Annotated in this window: 22 protein-coding genes; 12 read left to right on the top strand and 10 right to left on the bottom strand. The window is 59.5% G+C overall.

Features of this window, described 5'->3' with window-relative positions; translation table 11 throughout:
* Nucleotides 1-25 precede the first annotated feature (25 nt).
* Nucleotides 26-772, top strand: coding sequence for an aspartate/glutamate racemase family protein (locus AAAX75_RS00805; RefSeq protein ID WP_229058896.1), 747 nt, complete (start codon nt 26-28; stop codon nt 770-772).
* Between the two features lie 125 nt (nt 773-897).
* On the opposite strand, the gene AAAX75_RS00800 is transcribed toward AAAX75_RS00805, so the two are convergent.
* The 5 genes from AAAX75_RS00800 to AAAX75_RS00780 all read right to left on the bottom strand — a co-directional run bounded on the left by AAAX75_RS00800 (nt 898) and on the right by AAAX75_RS00780 (nt 7846).
* Nucleotides 898-1644, bottom strand: coding sequence for an energy-coupling factor transporter transmembrane component T (locus AAAX75_RS00800; protein ID WP_022094111.1), 747 nt, complete (start codon nt 1642-1644; stop codon nt 898-900).
* Nucleotides 1637-3388 carry an energy-coupling factor transporter ATPase gene (locus AAAX75_RS00795; protein WP_349090798.1) on the bottom strand — a complete coding sequence of 584 codons (1752 nt, stop codon included), beginning with the start codon at nt 3386-3388 and terminating at the stop codon, nt 1637-1639. Before AAAX75_RS00795 ends, AAAX75_RS00800 begins: the two co-directional genes overlap by 8 nt.
* 212 nt (nt 3389-3600) lie before the next feature.
* A complete protein-coding gene (locus AAAX75_RS00790; RefSeq protein WP_349090797.1) occupies nt 3601-4173 on the bottom strand; it encodes a hypothetical protein in 573 nt (190 codons plus the stop codon).
* Between the two features lie 400 nt (nt 4174-4573).
* On the bottom strand, nt 4574-6520 hold the full coding sequence (locus tag AAAX75_RS00785; RefSeq protein WP_349090796.1) for a C69 family dipeptidase: 1947 nt from the start codon (nt 6518-6520) through the stop codon (nt 4574-4576).
* Nucleotides 6521-6928: 408 nt separating this feature from the next.
* Complete coding sequence (locus tag AAAX75_RS00780; RefSeq protein WP_055309791.1) at nt 6929-7846, bottom strand: diacylglycerol kinase family protein; 918 nt, start codon at nt 7844-7846, stop codon at nt 6929-6931.
* Nucleotides 7847-7944: 98 nt separating this feature from the next.
* On the opposite strand from AAAX75_RS00780, the gene rnd reads away from it, so the two are divergent.
* The 9 genes from rnd (at nt 7945) to AAAX75_RS00735 (ending at nt 16961) form a co-directional block, all read left to right on the top strand.
* Complete coding sequence (rnd, locus tag AAAX75_RS00775) at nt 7945-9078, top strand: ribonuclease D (protein WP_349090795.1); 1134 nt, start codon at nt 7945-7947, stop codon at nt 9076-9078.
* 64 nt (nt 9079-9142) lie between these two features.
* The gene (locus AAAX75_RS00770) at nt 9143-9847 is read left to right on the top strand and encodes a zinc metallopeptidase (RefSeq protein WP_117635400.1); all 705 of its coding nucleotides are present in this window, start codon (nt 9143-9145) and stop codon (nt 9845-9847) included.
* 196 nt (nt 9848-10043) lie between these two features.
* Complete coding sequence (gene xseA, locus AAAX75_RS00765; protein ID WP_349090851.1) at nt 10044-11414, top strand: exodeoxyribonuclease VII large subunit; 1371 nt, start codon at nt 10044-10046, stop codon at nt 11412-11414.
* A 42-nt stretch (nt 11415-11456) separates the two neighbouring features.
* A complete protein-coding gene (gene xseB, locus AAAX75_RS00760) occupies nt 11457-11723 on the top strand; it encodes an exodeoxyribonuclease VII small subunit (protein WP_161144749.1) in 267 nt (88 codons plus the stop codon).
* Between the two features lie 49 nt (nt 11724-11772).
* Entirely contained in the window at nt 11773-12108 is a 336-nt protein-coding gene (locus AAAX75_RS00755; RefSeq protein WP_099431508.1) for a histidine triad nucleotide-binding protein, read from the top strand.
* Nucleotides 12109-12149: 41 nt separating this feature from the next.
* Nucleotides 12150-13040, top strand: coding sequence for a LysR family transcriptional regulator (locus tag AAAX75_RS00750; protein WP_349090794.1), 891 nt, complete (start codon nt 12150-12152; stop codon nt 13038-13040).
* A gap of 119 nt (nt 13041-13159) precedes the next feature.
* On the top strand, nt 13160-14320 hold the full coding sequence (locus tag AAAX75_RS00745; RefSeq protein WP_349090793.1) for an MFS transporter: 1161 nt from the start codon (nt 13160-13162) through the stop codon (nt 14318-14320).
* A gap of 120 nt (nt 14321-14440) precedes the next feature.
* Nucleotides 14441-15619: an acetate kinase gene (locus AAAX75_RS00740; protein ID WP_006234305.1), complete on the top strand. Its 1179-nt coding sequence runs from the start codon at nt 14441-14443 to the stop codon at nt 15617-15619.
* Nucleotides 15620-15782: 163 nt separating this feature from the next.
* Entirely contained in the window at nt 15783-16961 is a 1179-nt protein-coding gene (locus tag AAAX75_RS00735) for an acetate kinase (RefSeq protein WP_195361193.1), read from the top strand.
* Between the two features lie 553 nt (nt 16962-17514).
* Here the strand turns inward: AAAX75_RS00735 and pta are convergent.
* Nucleotides 17515-18495, bottom strand: a complete 981-nt coding sequence (gene pta / locus AAAX75_RS00730) for a phosphate acetyltransferase (protein WP_055309798.1) — start codon at nt 18493-18495, stop codon at nt 17515-17517.
* 231 nt (nt 18496-18726) lie between these two features.
* Between pta and glf the strand changes: the two genes are divergently transcribed.
* Together glf and AAAX75_RS00720 are read left to right on the top strand one after the other, a co-directional pair.
* Nucleotides 18727-19929, top strand: a complete 1203-nt coding sequence (gene glf, locus AAAX75_RS00725; protein ID WP_195361192.1) for a UDP-galactopyranose mutase — start codon at nt 18727-18729, stop codon at nt 19927-19929.
* Nucleotides 19922-20953, top strand: a complete 1032-nt coding sequence (locus AAAX75_RS00720; RefSeq protein WP_349090792.1) for a glycosyltransferase family 2 protein — start codon at nt 19922-19924, stop codon at nt 20951-20953. The genes glf and AAAX75_RS00720 overlap by 8 nt, the downstream gene beginning before the upstream one ends.
* A gap of 343 nt (nt 20954-21296) precedes the next feature.
* On the opposite strand, the gene AAAX75_RS00715 is transcribed toward AAAX75_RS00720, so the two are convergent.
* From AAAX75_RS00715 to rlmD, 4 genes are all read right to left on the bottom strand, one after another.
* The gene (locus AAAX75_RS00715) at nt 21297-22298 is read right to left on the bottom strand and encodes a P1 family peptidase (protein ID WP_250787641.1); all 1002 of its coding nucleotides are present in this window, start codon (nt 22296-22298) and stop codon (nt 21297-21299) included.
* Between the two features lie 101 nt (nt 22299-22399).
* Entirely contained in the window at nt 22400-22981 is a 582-nt protein-coding gene (locus tag AAAX75_RS00710; protein ID WP_250787640.1) for a Maf family protein, read from the bottom strand.
* Complete coding sequence (locus AAAX75_RS00705; RefSeq protein ID WP_055287259.1) at nt 22978-23520, bottom strand: DJ-1 family glyoxalase III; 543 nt, start codon at nt 23518-23520, stop codon at nt 22978-22980. The genes AAAX75_RS00710 and AAAX75_RS00705 overlap by 4 nt, the downstream gene beginning before the upstream one ends.
* Nucleotides 23521-23626: 106 nt before the next feature.
* On the bottom strand, nt 23627-24955 hold the full coding sequence (rlmD, locus tag AAAX75_RS00700; protein ID WP_349090791.1) for a 23S rRNA (uracil(1939)-C(5))-methyltransferase RlmD: 1329 nt from the start codon (nt 24953-24955) through the stop codon (nt 23627-23629).
* Nucleotides 24956-25022: the final 67 nt, after the last annotated feature.

Below are 25022 nucleotides of genomic sequence, written 5' to 3'. Positions count from 1 at the left end.
CGCAAGCGTCACCAAGGAGGCGGCGATGGAAAAGCTGGGAGTTATCGGCGGCATGGGCGCCGAGGCCACGTCGTATTACTACGACCAGGTGGTGCGTCATACGGCTGCTGCCTGCGATCAGGAACATATCGACATGGTGGTACTCTCCAAGTCGACCATGCCCGACCGCACGCTGGCCATTAAGACCGGCGAGCATGCCAAGCTGCTGGCGACCATGAAAGAGTGCGCCCAGGCACTCGAGTCGCTGGGCTGTGCACACATTGCCATTCCCTGCAACACGTCACACTACTTCTATGACCAGATCCAGTCGTTTACGAAGGTGCCGATTATCCACATGCCGCGTGAGTCGGTGCGCTATGCCCTTGCGGGTGCGGTGATGGGGGAGTGCGAGTTCGACCCCAACCTGAGTATGCCGGCCGAGCCGGTGCACAAGATTGGCATTATGGGAACCGATGGCACCGTGGGCGCGGGCGTCTACGGCCGCGAATGTAAGGCTGCGGGTGTTGAGGTCGTCTATCCCAGCGAGAAACGTCAGAACGATGTGATGTCGCTTATTTACGATGATGTGAAGGCCGGACGTGAGCCCGATATGGATAAGTTCGACCGCGTGATGTGGGAGTTCGCCCGTAGCGGCTGCGACCGCGTCATTCTGGCCTGCACCGAGCTCTCGGTGCTGCAGAAGTACCGAGAGATGCCCGAGATCACCCTCGACGCCATGGACGTCCTGGTGCGCGAATCCATCATCCGTTGCGGTGCTCCCTACCGCCTCTAGCTTCCGATCTGCCAAAAAGGGACAGGTTAATATTGGTAGGTTTTATCTGGTGAAACAGTAAAGGCCTCGGCTCGTTTGGTGCGAGCCGAGGCCTTTTGCGTTGGGCGGTTGCTGTCGGTGGTGAACTAGAACAGGAAGCCGATGGCGATGAGGGCGATGCTGACGATGAGCACGGCGATGTCTAGGCCCTTGATGGGGTAGCGCTTGTACGAGCTGGCGCGCGTACGCAGATAGAAGCCGCGTTGTTCTGCCGCCAAGGCTGTGGCATCGGTTTTGCCCACGCTTGAGATGAGCAGCGGCACGCACAGTGGCAGCATGAGCTTAAGCTTCTTAATGGGGTTCTTGGTGTCGTACTCGACGCCGCGTGCGGTCTGCGCCTCCATGATGGCGTTCATCTCCTGACCAAACACCGGCACGAAGCGCAGCGCCGTGGTAAAGGTGAAGGCATAGCGATACGGCACGTGCAGCACCTCGACGCAGGCGTTGGCAAGGTCGTTGAGCTTGGTCACCATGAGCATGAGGATGAGTGGTAACGCCACACCCAGCAGGCGCAGACAGGCCTTCGATCCTGTGATGAGACCCGTGTCGGTGATAAAGCCCCACACCACGTTGCCATCGCGCATAAAGGCCAGCTGGAGCACCAGCATGATAAGCGCGAGCGGAATCAGCAACTTGAGCAGCGAGAACAGACGGTCGACGACGCCGGCATAGGCACCCAGCGCAAGGGTGAGTGCCAAAAAGCCCAGCAGCGCCACGTAGGTGTCGGACAAGAAGATGCCGACGATGATGGCGGCGGCGAGGCCCAGTTTGACGACGGGATTCAGGCGATGCAGCAGCGTATCGCCCGGCATGTAGTCGATGACGTTAACCACGGTGGACCATCTCCTTGGCAATTCGAACGACATCGGTGACCTCGCTCACCTGCGCAAAAGCGGGCGAGACGGAAGATGCCAGACGGCGCGAGAGTTCAATAACCTGGGGAGGCTCCACGTAGGCACGCCGCATGAGATCGATGTTCGAGAATAGCTCGTGCGTGCGGCCGCGGTCGAGGATGCGACCGTCGGCCATTACCACAATGCGCTCGGCAAAGTCGGAGACGACTTCCATATCGTGGCAGACCATGATAACGGCGCAACCGCGCTCGGCCATGGTGCGCACCGTTTCCATGACGGTCATGCACTCGCGGTAATCAAGGCCGCTCGTGGGCTCGTCGAGCACGACGATCTTGGGCTCAACCACTACGACGGAGGCAAGCGCCACCATTTGTCGCTGACCGCGCGAGAGCGAGAAGGGCGCCTCGTCGGCCGGCAAGCCAAAGCGGTCGATGACGAGCTGGGCGCGACGCAGCGCCTCGGCACGGTCGATGCCGGCAAGCTCCAGGCCAAAGGCGACCTCGTCGAGCACGGTGTCCTTGCAGATCTGGCGGTCGGGGTTTTGGAAGAGGGTCGCGACCTCGCGAGCGATGCGGCTCGTGGGAACGGCTGCGGTATCCAGTCCCGTGACGCGCACGCTGCCCGAGGCGGGCTTAAGCAGGCCTGTGAGCAGTTTGGTGAGCGTGGTCTTGCCGGCGCCGTTTTGGCCGACGATGCCCACGAGCTCGCCGGGATAGAGCGTCAGGCTAAGGTCGTGTACGGCGGCGCCGCCATTGGGATAGGCAAACTCAACATGGTCGAAGGTGAGTACGGGTTCGGCGTCCTTGGCATGAGGGCGCAACGACGGTGCATGCGGGGAACCGGCGGGCGCCTGGGCTTCGATAGCCGCGCGTGCGGGGTCGACGATGCCCGAGATCATGCGCTCGGCCTCATCGACATCCAAGCAGGGGGTACCGCTTACCAGGCCATCGGCCTCGAGGCTATTGAAGATACGCGTGACGCGAGGGCAGTCGACGCCGATGGCACGGAGCTCGTCGGTATGCGCGAAGACCTCGTGTGGCTCGCCCTGCAGCGCGATTTCGCCATGGTTGAGCACGAGCACGCGGTTGCAGTACTCCGAGAGCAGGGCGACCTTTTGCTCGACGACGACGATGGTGATTCCAAGTGCGCGGTTTGCCTCACGCAGCGTCTCGAAGACCAACGTGGAGCTGGCGGGGTCGAGTGCCGCGGTGGGCTCGTCGAGAACCAAGACGCGCGGACGCATGGCGAGGATGGCGGCGATGGCTACCTTTTGCTTCTGTCCGCCCGAGAGGGTGGCGATCTCGCGGTCGCGCAGGTCGCTGATGCCGACGGTCTCGAGAGTTTCGCTCACGCGCTGCTTGATCTGGTCGTGGGGAACGCCAAAGTTCTCGAGGCCAAAGAGCATCTCGTCCTCGACGACCGAAGCGACCATCTGCGTGTCGATATCCTGCAGCACACTGCCGACGATTTGCGACACGTCGGTGAGCGAGACTTCGCAGGTGTCGTGGCCGTCGACCACGACGGACCCAAAGAACGTGCCGGTGTAGTGGTGGGGCACGGCGCCCGACAGGCAGGCGGCAAGCGTGGACTTGCCGGCGCCCGAGGGCCCGATGATGCCGATGAAATCTCCCTTGTTCACGCTGAGCGAGATGTGGCTGAGCGCCTGCTCGGTCTGCGTGCCATAGGAGAACGAGACATCGTCGACGTTGATGATCGTTTCCATGGATACCTTTCGTAGTCATTGGGGACGTTCTTAAATGACCAGTCGTTTAAGAACGTCCCCAAAAGCTAGTCGTTTGGGACAGTCTTTGGTGGTGAAGCACGGAGACGGCTTTACGAGGGACCCCAGGTTGGCGCGAAAGAGGAGTGAAGCGTACTTGGGTACGCGAGCGACGAATGAACGCCAAGATGGGGTGGCTCGTAAAGTCGAACGGGTTAGTTGAGCTTCAGGGCCTTCTGGATGGGCAAGTAGAGGGCGCCGACCAGAATGGCGTTAAAGACGGCGGTCATGGCGACGACGGGCAGCATGGCGGCGGCGAGCTCGCCTACCACGCCGAGCATGGCCATCTTGATGACCATGAAGATGACGCCGGAGACAAAGGTGGTCAGGAAGGTTGCGACAATAGCGATGGCGGGCTTGACCTGACCGTTCTTGCCGGCGGCGTTGACGATGCCGGCCATGAGCATGGCGGCGATGCCCTCGGCGGCAAAATCGACGAACGGCGAAGTGGTGGTGATCTGGATCACGGCAGCCGAGATGAGGCCAATGACGAGCGCCTGGCCGATGTTGGGACGAACGACCAGGATGGTGAGGCAGAAGGCCGAGATGATGAACTCGGGGCTGATCATGCCGCCCGAGATGCCCGAGATGGCCTTGCCGACGGTGAAGTTGAGGATGAAGCCGGCGGCGAGCAGGATGGCGAGCAGGACGAGGACGCGGACATCGAGTTTGCCGCGGTCGGCGGTCTGGACGGTGCGGGGCTGGGCGGCGGTGGTGTTCTGAGACATGGTGAAAATCCTTTCGGAATGGGAGTGCAAGAGAAAAGCGGAGGCGCGTGATGCGAATGCGATCGGGCGCGAGATAGAAAAAGGCCCCCGGTCGAAACCGGAGGCCTTCCAATCACCTAGAGCGCAAAAACAGGCGTGAGGGACTCACTGTCGACCGATCGTATTCGCATCACGCCACCACCAGTTGTTGAGAGACTTCATCGTGTTCTTCATGTTGGTGGCTCCTTTCGTGATGCCGTGGCGCGGTCGCACCTAGTTGCTGTTGCGCTGCACTATAGCACAGCGAAGTGTGTGCGGGGAAATCTTTTTTGAAAAGATTTCAGGCGGGTTTCCCGTCGGTCAAAAGAGCGGGCTGAGCGGGCGAGGCTGCCATTGCTGCCTTGCCCGCTCAGCTAAGACGTTACTCCTTATTGCGACGGTAGAGGAAGTAACCGCCTGCGGAGATGACGGCAACGCCAGCGATGGCGAATGCAGCCACCACGCGGCCATCAAAACGATCACCGGTGGTGGGCAGGCCGCCCTTGGTGTTCGTCTTGTTGGTGGTTACCGTGGTCGTGGTGTCCGACTTGCCAGGCTTCTCGGGCTTGGTGGTGGGCTGCTCGGGCTTAGCGGGCTGCTCGGGGGTACCGGGCTGCTCAGGAGTACCAGGCTGCTCGGGAGTGCCAGGCTGATCTGGGGTTACCGGGTCGGTGGCAAGAGCGTCCTTGGCGTAGGTGATGGACACCTTGAGGCCGTTGGTCTCGGTGTTCAGGTCGCTCGGGGTGAAGGGCTGGTCGAAGTTCTCAGCCTTCAGATAGGCGCGCATCTCCTGGAGCAAGGCCTTGCACTTGACGTAGGTGTTCTCGGTGGCAGCATTGCCGGCCTTGTTTGCCAGGGCGGTACGGGCCTCGGTGCCCTCGGTGGCCTGCATGACCTCGTCGACTTCCAAGTTCTGCTCGACGAGCTCGTTCTGGAGGGCGTCGAGGTAGGTGCGGACGTTGGCGCCGAGCAGCTCGGGATGCTCGAAGCAGAGGGAGCTGATGTCCATGAGGACGTAATTGATGGAGTTCTCGGGTTCTTCGTTGTTTACGATGTCCGTCTCTTTGCAGTGATCGTAGGAGACGGTCTGGTCGCTGAAATACGGGCTAACCTCGGTGAGCAGTGCGGAGTAGAAGGGGATGGCGACGGAGTACGCGGCGCGGGAGAGCATTTCCCATTGGATGGTTGCGATCTCGGGATCGAGGCCATCGCGAATCTGGAAGAGGTTGATCTCGCTGTTGCTTTCGGTACCGATGGCGTAGGCGCCGTCGGTGTTGGCGTTGAGGCCCGGGGCCTTCTCGCCGCGGTTGCCAAACGCGCGGATCATCTCAAAGGTGTTCCAGTTGGATTTGCCAGGCTGGAAGAACAGGGGCTGTGCCTCGAAGGGCAGAGCGCCGGTCGTGGCGCGGGCGTTTTCGCGCGTGTCCTTTACAATCTTATAGTCGGTGCCCTCGGTGAGCGGCGCATCGAAGTAAGCGCGACCCTGGACATAACGTGCCCAAGAGTGCATGGCATTTTCGCTAATTTCCTCGCCGTAGGTCTGGGCAACGTCGAACTGGCCATCATCGAAGTACTTGGCGAAGCCCTTCTCCTTGGGCATAGATTCGATGCCCTCGGAGTGGAGGCAGTTCTCGGTGTCGTTGAGGTCAACCTTGTAGTTGAGGTTGCCGATGTTGGGGTTAAGCGAGGCGATGTCATCGGTGAGCTTCATGGCGATCCACTGATGGCCGGAAAGTGCGGCGAACAGCCAGGTCTCATTGTTGTCGGAGATGATAATCTGGTCGTTGCCGCAGGCGCCCTGGTCGTCGATGATCTTGCCGAGGAGTTCGACACCCTCACGTGCCGTGGCGCTTTCGCCCAAGATTACGCTGCCGTAGCTATATTCGCCAATGCCAGTATCGGTCAGGGGGTCCGCAGCCTTGGCAGCTGCATTCATGTAGGTGGTCAGCGTGGCGGAGCAGGAGACACCCTTCTCGTTGATGCCAGCCTCGGAGTAGGCATCCCAGCGCTCGTCCCACTGACTGGGGTGGTCACGCACATAGGTGTAGCGATACGAGGTCTTGGTCGAGGTATACACGAATGCAGACTCATCCGAGCTGTAGGTGTGACCAGGGCCAAACGAAGGCTCGATGCCAAAGTGCTTGAGGTAACGCTTGCGGTAGTCCTCAGCACGGCCGTAGTACGTATTACCGTCGGCCGTCAGCTTGTTGCCCATGTATATCTGCGTGCAGGCGAGCGCAGATGTCGGCATGGACATGATGGTTGCAGCTCCAAAGGCGAGGCCTATGCCTAGCTTCTTGAGCGCGTTGACGGGGTGAGTTTTCCTCATTTTCCCTCCCAGCGTGCGAAAGCCCTCCGTTGCCAGAGGGCTTCAGCCAATAAAGACACCTCATTAGCGTAACGAACTGGAAACAATATTCATCTATGAAAAAAACTTACTCGATAAGCGTGATGAAATATGCGATGAGCGGTTAATTGTACTCAGTTTGTAGCTTTACTTTAATAAAGACGCCCTGTAATTACTGTAGCCGAATAAAGTAACTGGGAATGCCCGAAATGAAAATCCCCCGCTGTTTGGCAAATGCATAAACAGCAGGGGAGACGATAATTTGATGAATATCATACCAATGTGGAATTACTTCTTCCGGCGGTGGATCACGTTGATCGCATAGCCGACGAGCATGGCCAAAACGATGATGATAAAGCCGAGCAGGGGATTGTCGTTCATAGGGTCCTCCTATTTTCCGAGCGGGGAGAATTCGTCGACGATGAGGTCGAGGCATTGTGGAAGCGCGCGGGCTCCAAAGACGCCCGAATTGCTGGAGATAATTTCGCCATCGAACTGCATGCCCAGCGACGGGGTGCAGGTGATCTTGGCTTCCTTGGTCTGGATGATCTTGAACTGCGGGCGCCCGAGTACCTTGCCGGCGGGGTCAAGCGCAGCGGTGATCACGGTAGGCAGCAGCTGCACAGTGCGCACGGGTTCGATGACCGCAATGTCGACCATGCCATCGTTCATACGGCAGTCGGGGAACAGGTTGATGTCGTTTTGGATGACCGAGGTGTTGCCGGCCATGCAGCAGATGCCGTCGAGCTCCTCGACAATGCCGTCATGCTCAATCGTAAAGTGCGCCACCGTGGGATTGGGCGTGGCGAGCGCGGAGAGGAAGTAAGCGATCTCGCCGATGTCGTTTTTGGTGGGGGCGGCCTTCATCATGATCTCGGCGTCGAAGCCCGAGCCGGCGATGATGATAAAGCCGTGGCGCTTCTCGTTGCCGTTCTCGTCGAGCCAAAAGAGCTCACCCATGTCGACTTTGACCGTGCGACCGGCACGGCAGGCCTTGGCGAGCGCCGCTGCCTCGGGGGCATTACCGATGTTGTTAAAGAATAGACAGGCTGTGCCGGAGGGGAAGACGAGCGTGGGGACACCGCACCCGCGCATCTGGTCGAGCACGTTGGAGACGGTGCCGTCGCCGCCCGAAACGACCACGCGATCAAACTCGCGCACGTCTGCCACGGCATCCTCGGGCTCCATGCCATCGCCGATAAAACGCATCACGACCTCGTCGCCGCCCTGCGCGAGGGCGTGCGTGAATGCGTAGATTTCATCTGAGCTGGGGCCCGATGCCGGGTTGTGGATGATAAGGCAGCGCATACTTACGTTCCCGTTCTGTGACTAACCGAGTATAGTTGTAAGGCAATGCCGATATCCTACCCGTGTTTTTCGGGCCTAACCTTATTCGATGGGTTGATATGTACATTTCCACACATCAGGCTCTACTCGCCTTTTGCCAGCGCGCCCGTGAGTTCGACGCGATTGCCGTCGATACCGAGTTTTTGCGCGAGCGCACATTCCACCCGCGTCTGTGTTTGGTTCAGATTGCCACCCCTGCCGAGAGCGTCGCGGTCGATCCCCTGGTAATCGACGACCTATCGCCGCTGGCCGAGCTTATGGCCGACGAGAGCGTGACCAAGGTCTTCCACGCGTGCTCGCAGGATATGGAGGTCATGCTCCATACCGTGGGCGTGCTGCCACGACCGATTTTCGATACGCAGGTCGCCGCCGCCTTTTTGGGCGAGCGCCAGCAGATTTCGTATGGCGCGCTTGTTCAGACGTTCTGCGGCGTATCGCTGCCCAAGACCGAGTCGCTGACCGACTGGTCGCGCCGCCCGCTGACCGATAAGCAGATTGAGTATGCGATCGATGACGTCAAGTACCTGATCGTCGCCTATACCGAGATGATGAGCCGCCTGCGCGAGCTGGGCCGTGTGGACTGGGTGCTCGACGAGCTGCGCCCGCTGGCTGACGAGTCGCACTATCGCGCCGATCGCCACGAGGCGTTCCGCAAGGTCAAACGCATCAATTCGTGCAGCCGTCACCAGTTGGGCATCGCGCGCGAGCTCGCCGCCTGGCGCGAGGACCGCGCCGAGCGCCGTAACATCCCGCGCAAGTGGGTCATGTCCGACGACACGCTGCTTGTGCTCGTTAAGCGCAATCCCGTGCGCGTTGAGGAGTTCCGTAGCATCCGCGGTACCGATCAGTTGGGGGAGCGCGACGTGGACGGTGCGCTCATGGCCATCAAGCGCGGCGCGAGCTGCCCGCACGATCGCCTGCCGCTCATGGTGCGCGGGCACCGTCAGATTTCGCCGGAGTTGGAGAGCGTGACGGACCTGATGTACGCGCTCATCCGCCTGGTTGCCGAGCGCTCGGGCGTGGCGACTTCGGTCATTGCCTCGCGCGATGACCTGGCCGACTATATTGAGCATCCCGAGCAGAGCCCCTTGCGCGAAGGCTGGCGCTTTGAGCTTGTGGGCTCGCGCCTGGACGATCTGCTTTCCGGCAATATGGGGTTGACGGTGAAGGACGGAAAAATCGAATTGCTGTAAGGAAGCCTAGCCGCTTGAGTGGGTAGAATGCCTCCAACGTGTAACTCGATTCGGAGGAATTCGCATGCCTTATTACTATGGATACGGCTTTGGCATCGACCCGCTGTACCTGCTGGTTGTTCTTGTCTGCACGGTGCTTGGCCTTGCCGCACAGAACTATATCAACTCGACGTACAAAACCTGGTCCAAGGTTCGCTCGGACGGCGATACGGGTGCCACGGTCGCTCGCCGCATGCTCGATGCCAACGGCTGCAACGCCGTGGGTATCAAGGGTGTTGCTGGCGAGCTCACCGACCATTACAACCCGCAGGACAACAACCTGTATCTGTCGGATGCCAACCGTTCGGGCGGTTCGGTCGCAAGCGTTGCCGTCGCCTGCCACGAGGCGGGCCATGCCGCCCAGCGTCAAAGCGGCTATGCCATGATGAAAGTACGTACCGCCCTCGTGCCGGTCGTCAACTTTACCCAGAACACCTGGACCATCGTGTTGCTCTTGGGCCTTTTTATGAACATTGCCGGGCTCACAACCCTCGCGTTGATTTTCTTCTCGTTTAGTGTGTTGTTCCAGTTGGTTACGCTGCCGGTCGAGATTGATGCCAGCCGCCGCGCCGTGGCATATATTGAGCAGTCGGGTATGAGTTCCAAGCAGGTCAACGGTGCCAAGAAGGTGCTGACGGCCGCCGCGCTTACCTATGTTGCCGCTGCGCTCACCTCGATTATTCAGCTGCTCTATCTTATGGCTCGCTACAACAGAAACTCCAACCGATAACAAATTTGGTCGCTGGGCGCCGCGGGGATTCGTGTCCCCGCGGCGCTGTACTATGTGTTGGACTTGAATTTGCGCAGGGCCGAAGCCCTTGTGCACGATGACGAAAGGAGGCTGCGTGGCAGGCTGGAATCTAACCGGCAATGCCGTTTCCGCCGAGTTTGACGGTTCGGATGAGCAGGAGCGCAAGGAGCTCAGCGTGAGCCAGGCGGTAGAAATCGCTGCCAGTGCGCTCGATGCCATTCCGCAGCTGAGTGTCCTGGGCGAGGTCACGGGTTTCCGTGGTCCCAACGCCCGAAGCGGCCACTGCTACTTCCAGATTAAAGATGACTCGGCCGCCGTCGACTGCATCATCTGGAAGGGCGCCTATCTCAAGCGTACCTTCGATCTGCGTGACGGCATGCAGGTGAGCTTTAAGGGCAGCTTCAATCTCTATAAGGCCACGGGCCGCATGAGCTTTGTTGCCCGCTCGTTTTCGTTGGCGGGGGAGGGCCTGCTGCGTCAACAAGTGGCGCAACTGGCCGAAAAGCTACGCCGCGAGGGCCTGATGGACGAGGCGCGTAAGCGCCGCATCCCGGTGTTTTGCTCGCGCGTGGCGGTCGTCACCTCGCTTTCGGGTGCCGTAATCGACGACGTCAAGCGCACATTGCGTCGTCGCAACCCGCTCGTCGAGCTCGTCTGCGTGGGTGCCAAGGTACAAGGCGAGGGTGCGCCGACAGAGCTCATTGAGGGCCTGCGCCGCGCCGCTTCCATTACGCCGGCGCCCGACTGTATTTTGTTGGTGCGCGGCGGCGGCTCCTTTGAGGATCTTATGACCTTTAATGACGAGGAGCTTGCCCGCGCGGTGGCGGCTTGTCCTGTGCCCGTGGTGACCGGCATTGGCCATGAGCCCGATACCTCGATTTGCGACATGGTGAGCGACCGCCGCGCCTCCACGCCCACGGCAGCGGCCGAATCGGTGGCGCCGGCTATGACGGAGTTGGCCGATGTGCTTGAGGCACGTCATCAGCGTCTGGGTGCAGCGATGGCATCGATGATTGGGTCGAATCAGGTTGATTTTGAGATACTCGATCAGCGTGGTCGCCGCGCTTGGGATACCTATACGGCTCGCTTGGGCGATGCGCTCGATGCCGCCGCATGCCGCCCGTGCCTCAATGACCCCACATTTATGGTCGAGCGTCGCGAATCGGAGCTTGCGCTGACCGCCGATCGCCTTTCGGGTGCCATAGCGCGCTCGGTCGGGACATTCCGCTCCAACTTTGAACGTCTGCCCGAGCGTCTGGTTGCAAGCACCTCGGGGCTCGATGGCAAGCGCCATGCGCTCACGCTTGCAAGCTCCCGTCTGGAGCATCAGGGGCGCACGATGCTCAACAAGCCCGCGTCCGACCTGGGCCGTGCGGCAGCCTCGCTCGATGCTCTGTCGCCGCTCAAAGTGCTTGCCCGCGGCTATTCCATCGCGTACAGCGATGATGGCGTGGCCACGAGCGCCAAGACCTTTAAGCCCGGCGACGCCATTCGTGTACGCATGGCAGACGGCAACGTGGCGGCAACGGTCAATACGGTCGAGTAGGCCGCGTTTCACAGCGATAAACCTTTAGGAAAGGAAACAGATATGGCAGAGAAGACCCCGGTCGAGCAGCTTACGTACAAGCAGGCCTCGCAGGAGCTGGAGCTCATCATTCGCAGCTTGGAGTCGGGCGATATGGAGCTCGAGGAGTCGCTCGAGAGCTATACCCGCGGCGTCGAGCTTCTCAAGAGCCTGCGCACGCGCCTGGCCGATGCCGAGCAGAAGGTCTCGGTGCTTCTTAAGGACGTCGACGGCAACGACGTGCTTGCCGACGGCGAAGCCGCCAACACGGACGACAACCTCTCGTTCTAACCATCCCGACCAAATATAATTACCTTGGTCTGTGAGAAAGGAACCAACCATGTGCGATTGCATCTTCTGCAAAATTGCCAACCACGAGATCCCCTCGACCGTTGTCTATGAGGACGACCAGGTCATCGCCTTCGACGACCTCAACCCCCAGGCGCCGGTCCACACGCTCGTGATCCCCAAGAAGCACTACAGCGATATCGCCGATAACGTGCCGGCCGAGACCATGGGCGCCATGGCTCACGCCATCCAGGAGGTCGCTAAGGCCAAGGGCCTGGAGGACGGTTTCCGCGTCATCTCCAACAAGGGCGCCAACGCCGGTCAGACCGTCATGCATTTCCATATGCACGTCCTCGGCGGCAAGAACTTGGGTGAGAACCTCATCTGAGGGCGCGTAGGCCGTCGACTTGGCTGCCTTTGGAGTAATCTATGCAGCTTTCTCAACTCGAATACCTTCAAGCGGTAGCGAACTACGGCGGCGTGCGCAAAGCGGCTCGCGCCGTTCACGTGAGCCCACAGGCTGTCTCGTCGGCAATTAAGAAACTGGAGTCTGAGTATCAGATCGTTTTGCTCAATCGATCGGCGGGGGAGGCTGTTTTGTCTCCGGCGGGCAGAGAATTTGCGCGTCGTGCACGCGTGATCCTGGCACAAGTCGACGATCTCAAAAAGTACACCCAATCGGGGAACGGTGGCGTTTCGCCCGACGGCCACTTTCGTCTTTACGTCCCCTGTCCTCACGGGCGGGGGCGTCTTTTTTCCGAAAACTGGTACGACTCGTTTGAAAGCTCGCACCCTCAGATTCACCTTGATGTGTGGCATCAGCCAACGGCTACATGCTTTGAATCACTTGTGCTTGGCATTTCGGATGCAGCCATCTCATTTGAGGAGCCAAGGGACAGTGTCCTTTCTTCGAAATACTTGGGTGAAAAGGAGCTCAAGGTTCTTTCTTGCCCAGCGGGTCATCAATCTGTGGGCGCTATGACCGTTCGTGAGTTACTGGGCGGCAGGTTAGCTGTCCCCATTAATTTGTCGCCCTGTCTCAATGCAATCAATCAATGCCTCGAAGCTCAGCTGGTTAATTTCCGCTTTCGCGATGTCGAATACGGAAACAGGGCACAGGCTGAGTTTCTTCAGGCCGGGGGATTGATATTGAGTTTTTCTGGCTCTTCTCTCGCATCAGATGGGTCGGAAGTGAGCGAGTACTCTATTGAAGGTTCGCATGACGTAGCCTTGCCCATCTACTTTTGCTATCGACAAAATGCCTGGACCGATCGACACCAGACGGTATTTCTTCACCTATTGCGTCATCTTGCTTCGTGAGGCCATTTGGCCTCGTGTCGTCAAGTGAATGTTGACGCCTTGTAACACATGACTGACGGCTTTGCCCTCATGCTTTTCCAAGATTCCGATTTAGATTGTTGACTCTTGGAGGGCGGAGCATGAAAAACCGTACGGTTTTGCTTTATATGACGTTTGTTTTTCTGTCGAACTTCAGCACCATTTTGTATTTTCTGACGGTTTACCTTGAATTCGTCGGATTCTCGATGGTGGCGATTTCTAGCATGATGATTGCATATCAAGTGAGCAAGTTCATCCTTGAAGTTCCCACTGGCTATATTGCCGATAGGTTTGGACGAAAGACAAGTGGTTTCGTTGGCGTCGTGGGGATGCTTGGATACTACGCCGCCCTGCTTCTCGTCCGTTCTCCTCTGCTTTTAATCGGCGCGTTTGCTCTCAAAGGTTTTGCCGCTGCATGTATGAGCGGGTCCATGGAAGCGATTTACATTGACAGCGTCTCTCTGGACCAGCTCGTAAGGCTTAATGTCGTTGAGCGATTTGTTTTCTATGCCTCTTATGCCCTCTCCGCTTGTGTGGGCGGTTTCATTTCGTCCGCTGGCGCGTATCTCATTGGTCTTTTGGCAGATATCATCGCAATGGTGTTGACGTTGGTTGTCGTTGTCTGCATTCCTGAGATGCGAAGAGGGGACACTACAGCGACACCTAAGCGTGGAATTAGCCCGAAGATGATCGGTGCCGCTATTGCGCGTAACGGCATTCTTCGTTCAGCGTTCATCATGGACTGCTCTCAGGCATTTGCTTTTGTCGCCCTGGAAGACTTTTTCTCACTGTTGCTTGCGGGTCGCGGAATGAATGCCGTCGCTTCGGGTGTGATCATTGCGGTCCAGCTTCTTGCCTCGGCCTCCATGGGGCTTATTGTGCCCAGTGTGATTGCTCATGTCGACAAGGGCCGTTTTGCGCGTATTTGCGGCATCGTGCGCCTTTCCCTGGCTGCTCTGTTTTTGATTCCCTTTACTCCGGTCTATTTGCTGCCCGTGTTCTATGTACTGCAGACGGTCGCGTACTCGTTATTTGCTCCAATTAAATACTCAATTTTTCAAAATGCTGTCGATTCTTCGATGCGCTGTTCACTGATTTCGGTCCAAAGCCAGATGGTGGCGGTGGGTGCCATCCTTTTCTATCTGTTCAATGCTGCGTTGAGCAGCATCGCGGGCATTCGAGTCGTATTGCTTGTTGCGCTCGGGATTTCTTCCCTGGTGTACATCCCCGCGCTATTTCGTCTTACAAGTCAAAGGCCATGAGTATTTAGGCACCGATAACTTATATATCAACGCAATAAACCCGAGCGCGAGGGCGTTTGGGTTTATTATTGAAGCGTATGTAACCTGGCGGCGCCACACCGCCTGTTAGTAGGGAGACACATGAACGTTCTGGTCGTCAACGCGGGATCTTCGACCCTTAAGTATCAGGTCATCGACACCAAGTCCCATAAGGTGTCCGCAAAGGGCTCCTGCGAGCGCGTCTGCTTTACCGGTGGTACCTTCACCCATGCTGCCAATGGCTCCAAGAAGGTGACCGAGAACATCGAGTTCCCCGACCACAAGGTCGCCATCGAGGTCGTCCTGAAGGACCTTGAGGCCAACGGCGTCAAGATCGAGGGCATCGGCCACCGTATCGTTCAGGGCGGTTGGTACTTTGGTGATTCCTCCCTCGTCGACGAGGACGTCCTCGCCAAGATTCGCGAGGTCGCCCCGCTGGCGCCGCTGCACAACAACCCCGAGGCCAACGTTATCGAGTACTGCCTGGAGCAGTATCCCGATCTGCCCAACGTCACGGTCTACGACACCGCTTTCCACTTCAACATGCCCGAGGTCGCCAAGACCTACGCCCTTCCCAAGGACGTCTGCGACAAGCTGCACATCCGTAAGTACGGCGCCCACGGCACCAGCTATCGCTACATCTCCAAGAAGGTCGCCGAGATGACCAACGGCGAGGCCCGCAAGGTCGTCGTGTGCCATATCGGCTCCGGCGCTTCCCTGTGCGCCATCGAGGACGGCAAGTGCATGGACACCACCATGGGCTTGACGCCGCTCGACGGCGTCATGATGGGCACCCGCTGCGGCTCCATCGACCCGGCTACCGTGTGCTACCTGCAGCGCGAGGGTGGCTACACCTTCGACGAGGTCGACGAGATGATGAACAAGAAGTCTGGCCTTTTGGCTGTGACCGGTGGCAAGACCAACGACTGCCGCAACGTTGAGGAGCTCGCCGCTGCTGGTGACCCCGAGGCTCAGCTCGCCTTCGATATGTTCGTCTACAAGATTGCCGCTAAGGCCGCCGAGATGGCCACCTCCATGTGCGGCATGGACACCCTGGTCTTTACCGCCGGCATCGGCGAGCACGCTCCGGCCGTTCGCGCTGGCGTGGCCGATCGTCTGGCCTTTATGGGCGTCAAGATGGATCACGCCCGTAATGCCCTGCGTGGCGACGGCGCTTGGTGCCTGTCCGCCAAGGATTCCAAGGTCAAGATTTTCGTCATCCCTACGGACGAGGAGTTCATGATCGCTTCCGACGTCGAGCGCATCGTCAACGGCAAGTAATTGCAAGAGGGGAGGGGCTGGACGACCGAGCGCCGTTCGGCCCCTCTTTTGCGCTCGTTGGGCGATATGCTGATATCTATTTATCAAGATATGATAACTTCTTATTAACATGCGGCCGCCTTAAGGGGCCTGCGTCGACCGTATTGCACTGCGAAGGAGTCTCATGAACGTACTTGTTGTCAACGCCGGCAGCTCAAGCCTTAAATATCAGCTTTTGGATACCGATACCCGCAAGGTTTTCGCCAAGGGCAACTGCGAGCGTATCGGATCGGACATGGGCATCTTTGGCCACTCCGAGAACGGTGGCGCCAAGCAGACCGAGGAGGTCCCCTTCCCGGATCATCGTTCGGCTATCGCGCGTGTGCTCGAGGAGCTCGAGAAGACCGACTTTACGATCGATGGCATCGGCCACCGTATCGTTCAGGGTGGCTGGCACTTCGATGATTCCGCGGTCGTCGACGACGAGGTCATGGCTAAGATTCTCGAGGTGGCCCCGCTCGCCCCGCTGCACAATTACGGCGAGGCCGCAGCAATCGAGTATTGCCGCGAGAAGTATCCGGAGCTGCCCAACGTCGCCGTCTTCGATACCTCGTTCCACATGACCATGCCCGAGGTTGCCTACACCTATGCGCTGCCCAAGGACGTGTGCGATAAGTATCACGTGCGCAAGTACGGTGCCCACGGCACGAGCCATCGCTATGAGTGGATGATGGCCAAGGAGATCCTGGGCTCGCGCTGCCACCGTCTGCTTTCGTGCCATCTGGGCAACGGCGCTTCGCTCGCCGCCATCGAGGACGGCGTGTGCCGCGATACCACGATGGGCCTCACGCCGCTCGACGGCCTGATGATGGGTACCCGTTGCGGTTCCATCGACCCGGCCACCGTGTGCTATCTTCAGCGCGAGGGCGGCTACAGTTACCAGGAAGTCGACGACATGATGAACAAGCAGTCCGGCCTGCTTGCCATCTCGGGCATCTCCAACGATGCCCGAGACATCCGTACACGCGCCTCCGAGGGCGACGAGCGCTGCCTGCTCGCCTTCGATATGTTCGCCTACAAGGCCATGCAGCAGGCCGGTTCCATGATCGCTTCCATGGCGGGCGTGGACACCATCACCTTTACCGCCGGCATCGGCGAGAACGACTGGTCGATTCGCAAGGCTTTCTGCGACTGCTTTGAGTGGCTGGGCGTGCGCATCGACAACAACAAGAACCGCGAGGCCGTGGGCAACGGCCCGCAGGTCATCAGTGCCGCCGGTTCCGCCGTCACGGTCATGGTCATCCCCACCGACGAGGAATACATGATCGCCCACGACGTCGAGCGTCTGACCAAGAACAACTAACGCGCGCATTTGCAAGTAAACGAAAGGCCTCCAGAGCAACAGCTCCGGAGGCCTTTTTGCTAGCAGGCGGGCGGCGGAAACTTTGTCCCATTTCGAGCACAAATTCTGGGACACGCTTTCCGGTTGAGGCATGTTGCGGAAAGTGCGACCCACAATAAAGCAAAATTCCGTCCCAAAGTTTCCCAAACAGGCCCCAAGCGGAAGCCACATCCCACAATCCGCCTTCAAACCGGGACACACTTTCCGGCGGGCCAGACATCAGACCGCAGCCAACATTTCGGTCCCAAAGTGACCATATCTGCATCGTTTGACCCTCCAGCAACGGCACCCATTCATTCAGATTTTCAGCCCTAGCTCGTAGCCAAGCCGCCGTCCACCCCAGATACCCTGATTGCTACGTAGCGGTAGAAGGCCGTACGGGCTAACCCCTGAAAACAATCCGCAGACCAGAAACGCCCCCGTTCGTAGCTCCGAAGGAGCAGAACGGGGGCGTTTCATTGGTCGAGGACGTTTTCAGGGGTTAGCCCGTACGGCCTTCGAGCGAGTGCGTGCGCTACTCAGCCATCTGAGCCTGGACGGCGGTGATGGCCACGACACCCACGATGTCGTCGGCAGAGCAGCCGCGCGACAGATCGTTGACCGGCTTGGCGATGCCCTGCAGGATGGGGCCGTAGGCGTCGGCGCCGGCGAAGCGCTGGACCAGCTTGTAGCCGATGTTGCCGGCCTCGAGGTCGGGGAACACGAGCACGTTGGCCTTGCCGGCAACGGAGGAGCCGGGAGCCTTGAGCTGGGCGACGGTGGGGACGATGGCGGCGTCGAGCTGCAGATCGCCGTCGATGGCGAGCTCGGGAGCTTTCTCCTTGCAGAACTTCACGGCCTCCTGGACCTTCTTGGCGACCTCGCCGCCGGCGGAGCCCATGGTGGAGTAGGAGAGCATGGCCACGTGCGGCTCAACGTTGCCCATGAAGGTGGACCAGGAGTGAGCGGAGGCGATGGCGATCTCGGAGAGCTCGTCGGAGGACGGGTTGATGTTGAGGCCGCAGTCGGCGAAGATCAGCGTGCCGTCGGTGCCGAACTGCGGGGTGTCGGTGCACATCACGAAGAAGGCCGAGACCAGCTTGGTGCCCGGGGCGGTCTTGAGGATCTGAAGCGCGGGGCGCAGGGTGTCGGCGGTGGAGTGGCAGGCGCCGGAGACCAGGCCGTCGGCATCGCCCATCTTGACCATCATGGTGCCAAAGTAGGTGGCGTCCATCACCTGGGCGCGAGCCTGCTCGATGGTAACGCCCTTCTTGGCGCGGAGCTCGGCAAACTTCTGCGCGTACTCCTCGTGCTTCTCGGCATTGCGCGGGTCGATGACGGTAGCGCCGGGAACGTCGATCTCGTCGGGGTTGCCCAGGATGACGATCTTTGCCAGGCCCTCCTCGATGATCTTGGTGGCCGCGACGATGGTGCGCGGATCCTCGCCCTCGGGCAGGACGATCGTCTTAAGGTCGGCCTTGGCGGCAGACTTCATACGGTTTAGGAAATCGCTCATGTTACTCCTTACAAGCGTTTCGCTAAGCTCCAGGCGCCCGGCTGTTCACGAATAAACCCGCTGCTAGCGGGTTTACCTTTCAATTATGTTCGCCGCGGTGCTTGAGCTTTCCTTGTGTGGCAAGCTCATTATAGGACGCATTAGCGCTATAATCGCTCTGATAAATATGTCTCGAAGAATGTTCGAGAAAAGCCCAGCTAACGAGCCCGTGGCTTTTGACAAGGAGTATCGATGCAGATTACCTCAGGCCTGCCTGAAGGCTTTAACGCCGGCGCGTACGACATGATTGTCGTCGGTGCTGGATATGCCGGTGCCGTTTGCGCCCGCCGTCTTGCCGAGACCATCGGCTATCGTGTTGCCGTTTTGGAGCGCCGTAGCCACATTGCGGGCAATGCCTATGACTGCACTGATGAGGCCGGAATCCTGATTCACGAGTACGGTCCGCATATCTATCACACCTTTAACGAGCGCGTGCACAATTTCCTGTCGCGCTTTACCAAGTGGACGGATTATCAGCACAAGGTGCTCGCCAACATCAACGGTACCCTTATGCCCGTGCCCTTCAACCATGCGAGTCTCAAGCTCGCCTTTGGTGACGAGCGCGGCGAGGAGCTGTATCAGAAGCTCGTGGAGACCTTTGGCAAGGATGTCAAGGTGCCCATTATGGAGCTGCGTAAGAAGAACGACCCCGACTTGGCCGAGGTCGCCGATTACGTCTACGAGAACGTCTTTTTGCATTACACCATGAAGCAGTGGGGCCAGACGCCCGATCAGATCGATCCCTCGATCACCGGCCGCGTTCCCGTCTTTGTGGGCGATGATGACCGCTACTTCCCGCAAGCCCCCTTCCAGGGCATGCCGCAGGAGGGCTACACGGCGCTCTTTGAGCACATGCTCGACCACGACCTGATCGACGTGTTCTGCGACGTGGACGCCCGCGATCTCTTTGAGATCGACGAGACCACCGTCAAGATCGACGGCAAGGTCTATGGTGGCGAGATTGTCTATACCGGTCCACTCGACGAGCTGTTCAACCTCGACTTGGGTGCGTTGCCGTACCGCACGCTCGATATGAAGTTCGAGACGCTCGATATGGACCAGTTCCAGCCCGTGGGCACCGTCAACTACACCACGAGCGAGGACTACACGCGCATCACCGAGTTCAAGAACATGACCGGTCAGGTCCTGCCCGGCAAGACCACCATCATGAAGGAGTACTCCAAGGCCTATACGCCCGGCTCGGGCGAGACGCCGTACTACGCCATTCTTGAGCCCGAGAACCGTGAGCTCTATGAGCGCTATCTTGAGCGCGTCCAGAACCTGACGAACTTCCACCCGGTGGGTCGTCTGGCCGAGTATCGTTACTACGATATGGACGCCGTGACCAATTCTGCCCTCGATCTTTCGGATGAGATTATCGCCTGCCATGCATAAAGTCATAACATTCGGTATTCCCTCGTATAACGCCGCCAAGGACATGGACCATTGCATCACCTCCATCTTGGAGGGGAGCAATTACGCTACCGATATCGAGATTATCGTGGTGGACGACGGCTCCAAGGACGAGACGGCCGATAAGGCCGATGAGTGGGAGGCACGTTATCCTGGAATCATCCGCGCGGTGCACCAGGAGAATGGCGGTCACGGTATTGCCGTCCTTTCGGGTCTGCGCGAGGCGCAGGGCACCTACTACAAGGTTGTCGACTCGGACGACTGGCTTGACGGCGCTGCCCTTTCGACCATGCTGTCGATTCTGCGTGGCTTTGAGGAGCGCGACCAGCGCGTTGACCTGTTTATCTCGAACTACGTGTACGAGAAGGTTTACGAGGGCACGCATACCGCTATTGGCTACAAATTTGCCCTGCCGCGCAAAAAGATCTTTTCCTGGGATCAGCTCGGTCATTTCCGCCTGGACCAGAACCTTCTCATGCACAGCCTGTGCTATCGCACGGATGTGCTGCGCGAGTCCAACCTTCCCATGCCGCCGCACACGTTCTATGTGGACAACATCTACGCCTACGTGCCGCTGCCGCGTTGCAAGACCATGTACTACGCCGACATCGACCTCTACCGCTACTTTATCGGTCGCGAGGGCCAGAGCGTCAACGAGGCAACGATGGTCAAGCGTCTGGACCAGCAGTTCCGTGTTACGCGTATCATGATGGAGTCGTACCACTTGTACAGCGATGTTGGGTCGTCGCGCCTGCGTTCGTACATGATGGGCTACTTCACCATGATGATGGCGATCTGCTCGGTGCTTACCAAGCTTTCCGAGGAAGATTGCGCCGACGAGCGCCTAAAGACGCTGTGGAATGATTTGAAGGCCTATGACGAGCGCATGTATCGTCGTGCCCGCTACGGCGTGGTCGGGTTCTTCACCAATCTGCGCGGTCGTGCCGGTGACAAAACCACACTCGGCCTATACCGTCTTGCCTCAAAGATCTTCAAATTCAACTAGCTGCTGAGTAATCGCTGCTGATAGGTTGACTGGGCCCCTTGGCCTTTAGTTTGCTACTGCGAACAGTCCTGCTCGCGCGGAACTTGTATCAAACTAAAGGCCAAGGGGCCTCTGCTATAAGAATCGATTGTCAGGTTATTTGAATTTGAAGATCTTCGAAGCGCGGTACACAGGGGCCTGGGCTGAAAAGAATTAGGTTGGAAGTCGGTCGGAGGCGGGCGGGCATTACGTTTGTCGCGAGTTCCGCATGCAAAGAAGGCCACTTAATGTGGCCTTCGTCTTGCATAGGACTGTAGAGCAGCAAACGTAACGCCCGCCCGTCTCCGACCGACGGTCGAGTGGACTACTTCGCGGCGCCGGGGATGCTGTGGGAGGTTTTGGCGGTTTTGGCTCCGTTTACGATGGCAGTTTCCAGGGCCCTTACTGCGAGCATGCCCAGCAGGTCTAGGGGAACGGCGGCGCTTGCCTGGGCGCCCAGTTTGCCGCTGGCGAGGGTGTAGATGGTGTCGCCGTCGTTGGTGGTGTGCGTGGGACGGATGGCGTGTGCGTAGGCGTCTGCGGCCATCTGGGAGACCTTGGTGGCTTGTGCCTTAGTGAGTTCCACGTTGGTGATGATGCAGCTGATGGTGGTGTTGGTGCGGTCGAGCGGCATCTGCATGGATCCGGCGGCGGCAAAGGCTGCGAGTTCCATGTCGACGATCTGGTCGCTATCGGCTGCGGCGCGCATGCCGGCGACCCACTCGCCGGTGAAGGGGTCGACAACGTTGCCGCAGGCGTTGACCGAGACCACGGCGCCCACCTTGACGGGACCGAGTGCCACGGCGGCAGCTCCAAGACCGGCCTTCATGCAGGTGGCAGGCCCCATGAGCTTACCCACGGTGGCGCCCGTGCCGGCGCCTACGTTGCCCTGTTCGAGCTTGGTGGGGGTGTGGTCGAGTGCTTCGCGCACGGCGGCGATGCCGGCCTCAATGTCGGGGCGCACGGTGGGGTCGCCAAAGGCAAGGTCGAAGATACAGCTGGAGCACACGATAGGCACCTGCGTGGGGCCGACGGGAAGGCCGATGCCGCGGCTCTCAAGCTCGCGAGCGACGCCGCTTGCAGCTTCGAGGCCAAAGGCCGATCCGCCCGAAAGGCAGACGGCGTGGACCTTGTCGACGGTGTTCTCGGGTCGTAGCAGGTCGGTCTCGCGCGAAGCGGGAGCGCCACCGCGTACGTCAACGCCGCCGGTGGCGCCCTCGGGTGCCACGATTACGGTGCAACCGGTGCCGGCCTCCTCGTCCGTATAGTTGCCATAGCAAAAGCCATCGACATCGCAGACGTCAATGGCCTCGAGCAGTGTATCCATGTTTAACTCCTATCGGTTTTCCGCCGCGCCTTGTGCCCGGTCGGGATCCGTACGGTACGCCAAAATTGTAGGCGCTGGGGAATACCCAGCGCCAGATGCAATTACGAGAGTTTTTGAATCGCGCGCGCGACGCGGGCGATGGGTAGGCCCACTACGTTATAGAAGTCGCCCGAAATATCGTGCACGAGCATGCGGCCGCCTGTGCCCTGGATGCCGTAGGCGCCTGCCTTATCCATGGGCTCACCCGAGGCAACGTAGTGCTCGATCTGCTCGTCGGTGAGCTCGTAGAATGTCACGTCGGTCACATCGACAAACGACAGGCTCTCGGCGGCATGCGGGGCGGCCGTATCGCCTGCCTTAACGATGCAGACGCCGGTTGCGACCTGGTGCGTGCGGCCCGAAAGCTCACGGAGCATGGTGCGCGCCTCGCCCTCGGTTGCCGGCTTGCCCAAAATCTTGCCGTCGAAGGTGACGATGGTGTCGGCCGCGACCGTCAGTTCTTTGGGCTCGGCATACTCGGCAGCAACGGCAGCCGCCTTGGCGCGTGCCAAGCGCTCGACAAGCGTGAGCGGAGCCTCGCCATCAAAGGGCGTTTCGTCGATATCCGCGGGAATCACGCGAATGTTGTAGCCTGCCTCGCGCATCAGCTCTATGCGGCGCGGCGATTGCGAAGCCAAAATCATAGTTGGATGCCCTCGGCGACCTTCTCGACGGCCTTGTCGCCAGCGAGCGTGCGCAGCAGCTCCAATGCAAAGGGGAGTGACTGTGCCATGCCGCTGGCAGTGATGATGTTGCCGTCTTGCGTGACCTTCTCGCCAGTATAGGCGCCTTCGGGGAAGCTTTTCTCAAAGCCAGGGAAGCACGTGGCGTGGCGCCCCTCGAGTAGGTCGAGCTCGCCCAGGATAAACGGGGCGGCGCAGATGGCGGCGACGTGCTTGGTCGCGGCGAACTCGCAGACCACGTCGCAGACACGCTGATCGGCGCGCAGGTTGGTGGCACCGGGCAGGCCGCCGGGCAGCACGACGCAGTCGTACTCGTCAAAGTTGATCTCATCAAAGAGCGCATCGCAGGTCACGGGGATCTGCAGCGAGCTTACGACCTCACGCGTGGGCATAATCGAGACGAGCGTGGCACGCACGCCGCCGCGACGCATGACATCGACCATGGTCAAGCATTCAATAGTTTCAAAGCCATCGGCGGCGAGAACGGCAACGCTGGGCATGAGGGTTCCTTTCATAGGCGGCATACAATTAGCCGTCTTATACCCCGAAGACCTCCGCTTGCCACGCTCGATTTCCCAATGATTTTTCTGAGCAATGATTAAGTGGCTAGTTGCGCCTAAGGTGGACGACGGTCTCGCAGTGGAAGGTTTGTGGGAACAGGTCGACTGGCGTGATCTTTACGGGGGAGAAGGTGCCTTCTTCGACAAAGCGTTTGAGATCGCGCGCCAGGGTGGCCGGGTCGCAGCTCACGTAGGCGACATCGTGGGCACTCGTGCTGGCGATAAGGTCGATCGCTTCGGGGGCGAGGCCTGCGCGCGGCGGGTCGACCACCAAGACGTCGGCATCCTGGTCGGGGAACTCGCGCACCGCGTCTCCGCCAATGACGTCGACGTTATCAAGCTTGTTGATCTCCAGGTTACGGCGCAGGTCGCGCACGGCGGGGCCGTAGGCCTCGACGGCGGCGACAAAGTCGCAGCGGCGGGCGAGCGGCAGGGTAAAGGTGCCGGCACCGCAGTACAGGTCCACGGCAAGCTCGTCTTCCTGCGGATCGAGCGTTTCCATGACAAGCTCGATCAAAATCTCGGCACCCTTGGTGTTGACCTGGAAAAAAGACGGGGCAGACAAGCGCATCTGACCCTCGGCGATATTCTCGGTCCATGAGCCCTCTCCGGCGAGCATTTCGACCTTGGAAACACGGCGGGCCTTCTTTTCGCCCTTGCTCATCACGCGTACGACACTTGTGGGGTGCGCGGCGTCTGCCAACACGCGCGAGACTTGCGAGCGCGGGAAAGAGCCCGTAGGCGTCCAGAGCGCCACCTCGAGTGCCTTGGTGCGACGCGAGGCGCGAATGCCCACGCGCTCAAGGCCCAGGTCGTGGCTGCCGCTCAGATAATTGAGCGCGCCGACGACCGATTTGAGTGCCTTGGGGAAGCGTTTGTCGAACAACGGGCACGAATCGACGGTCACGATCTTGCGAGGATCGACACCGTGCATGCCAAGACGCACGCGGCCGTTTACAACGGTCGGCTCGAGTTCGATTTTATTGCGGTAGCCCCAATCATCCTTGGTGTGGCGGATGGGTTGCACCAGTTCATCGACTTGATCGGGGCAGAACTTGCCGATACGCTCGAGCGTGGAGCGCAGATTTTGCTCCTTGGCGGCGAGCTGTGCCGTGCGTGAGAGATTGCCCCACGAGCAGCCGCCGCAGATGCCCACGAAGGGGCAGGGAGACTGAATGCGATCGGGGCTTGGCTCCAGAATCTCGGTGGTGCGGGCACGCATGAACGACTTGCCGTCCTGTACGACCTCGGCCTCGACGGTGTCGCCTGCCACGGCGCCCTGCACAAAGACGGCCTTGCCGTTGTCGGCGTGCGCCAGCCCGTCGGCGCCGTAGGTCATCGATTCTATAGTGAGCTTCATATTCCTGCCTGTCATTCGCGTTGTTGTTCGCACCATGGTAGCAGGGAAAAGCGCCCCGCATCCGAGGCTTTCCTCAAATGCG

The organism is Collinsella sp. CLA-ER-H7, from assembly GCF_040092345.1.
In the GTDB taxonomy this organism is placed as follows: domain Bacteria; phylum Actinomycetota; class Coriobacteriia; order Coriobacteriales; family Coriobacteriaceae; genus Collinsella.
The sequence above is the reverse complement of the archived record's forward strand: the minus strand, read 5'-3'. Positions and strand labels throughout refer to the sequence as shown.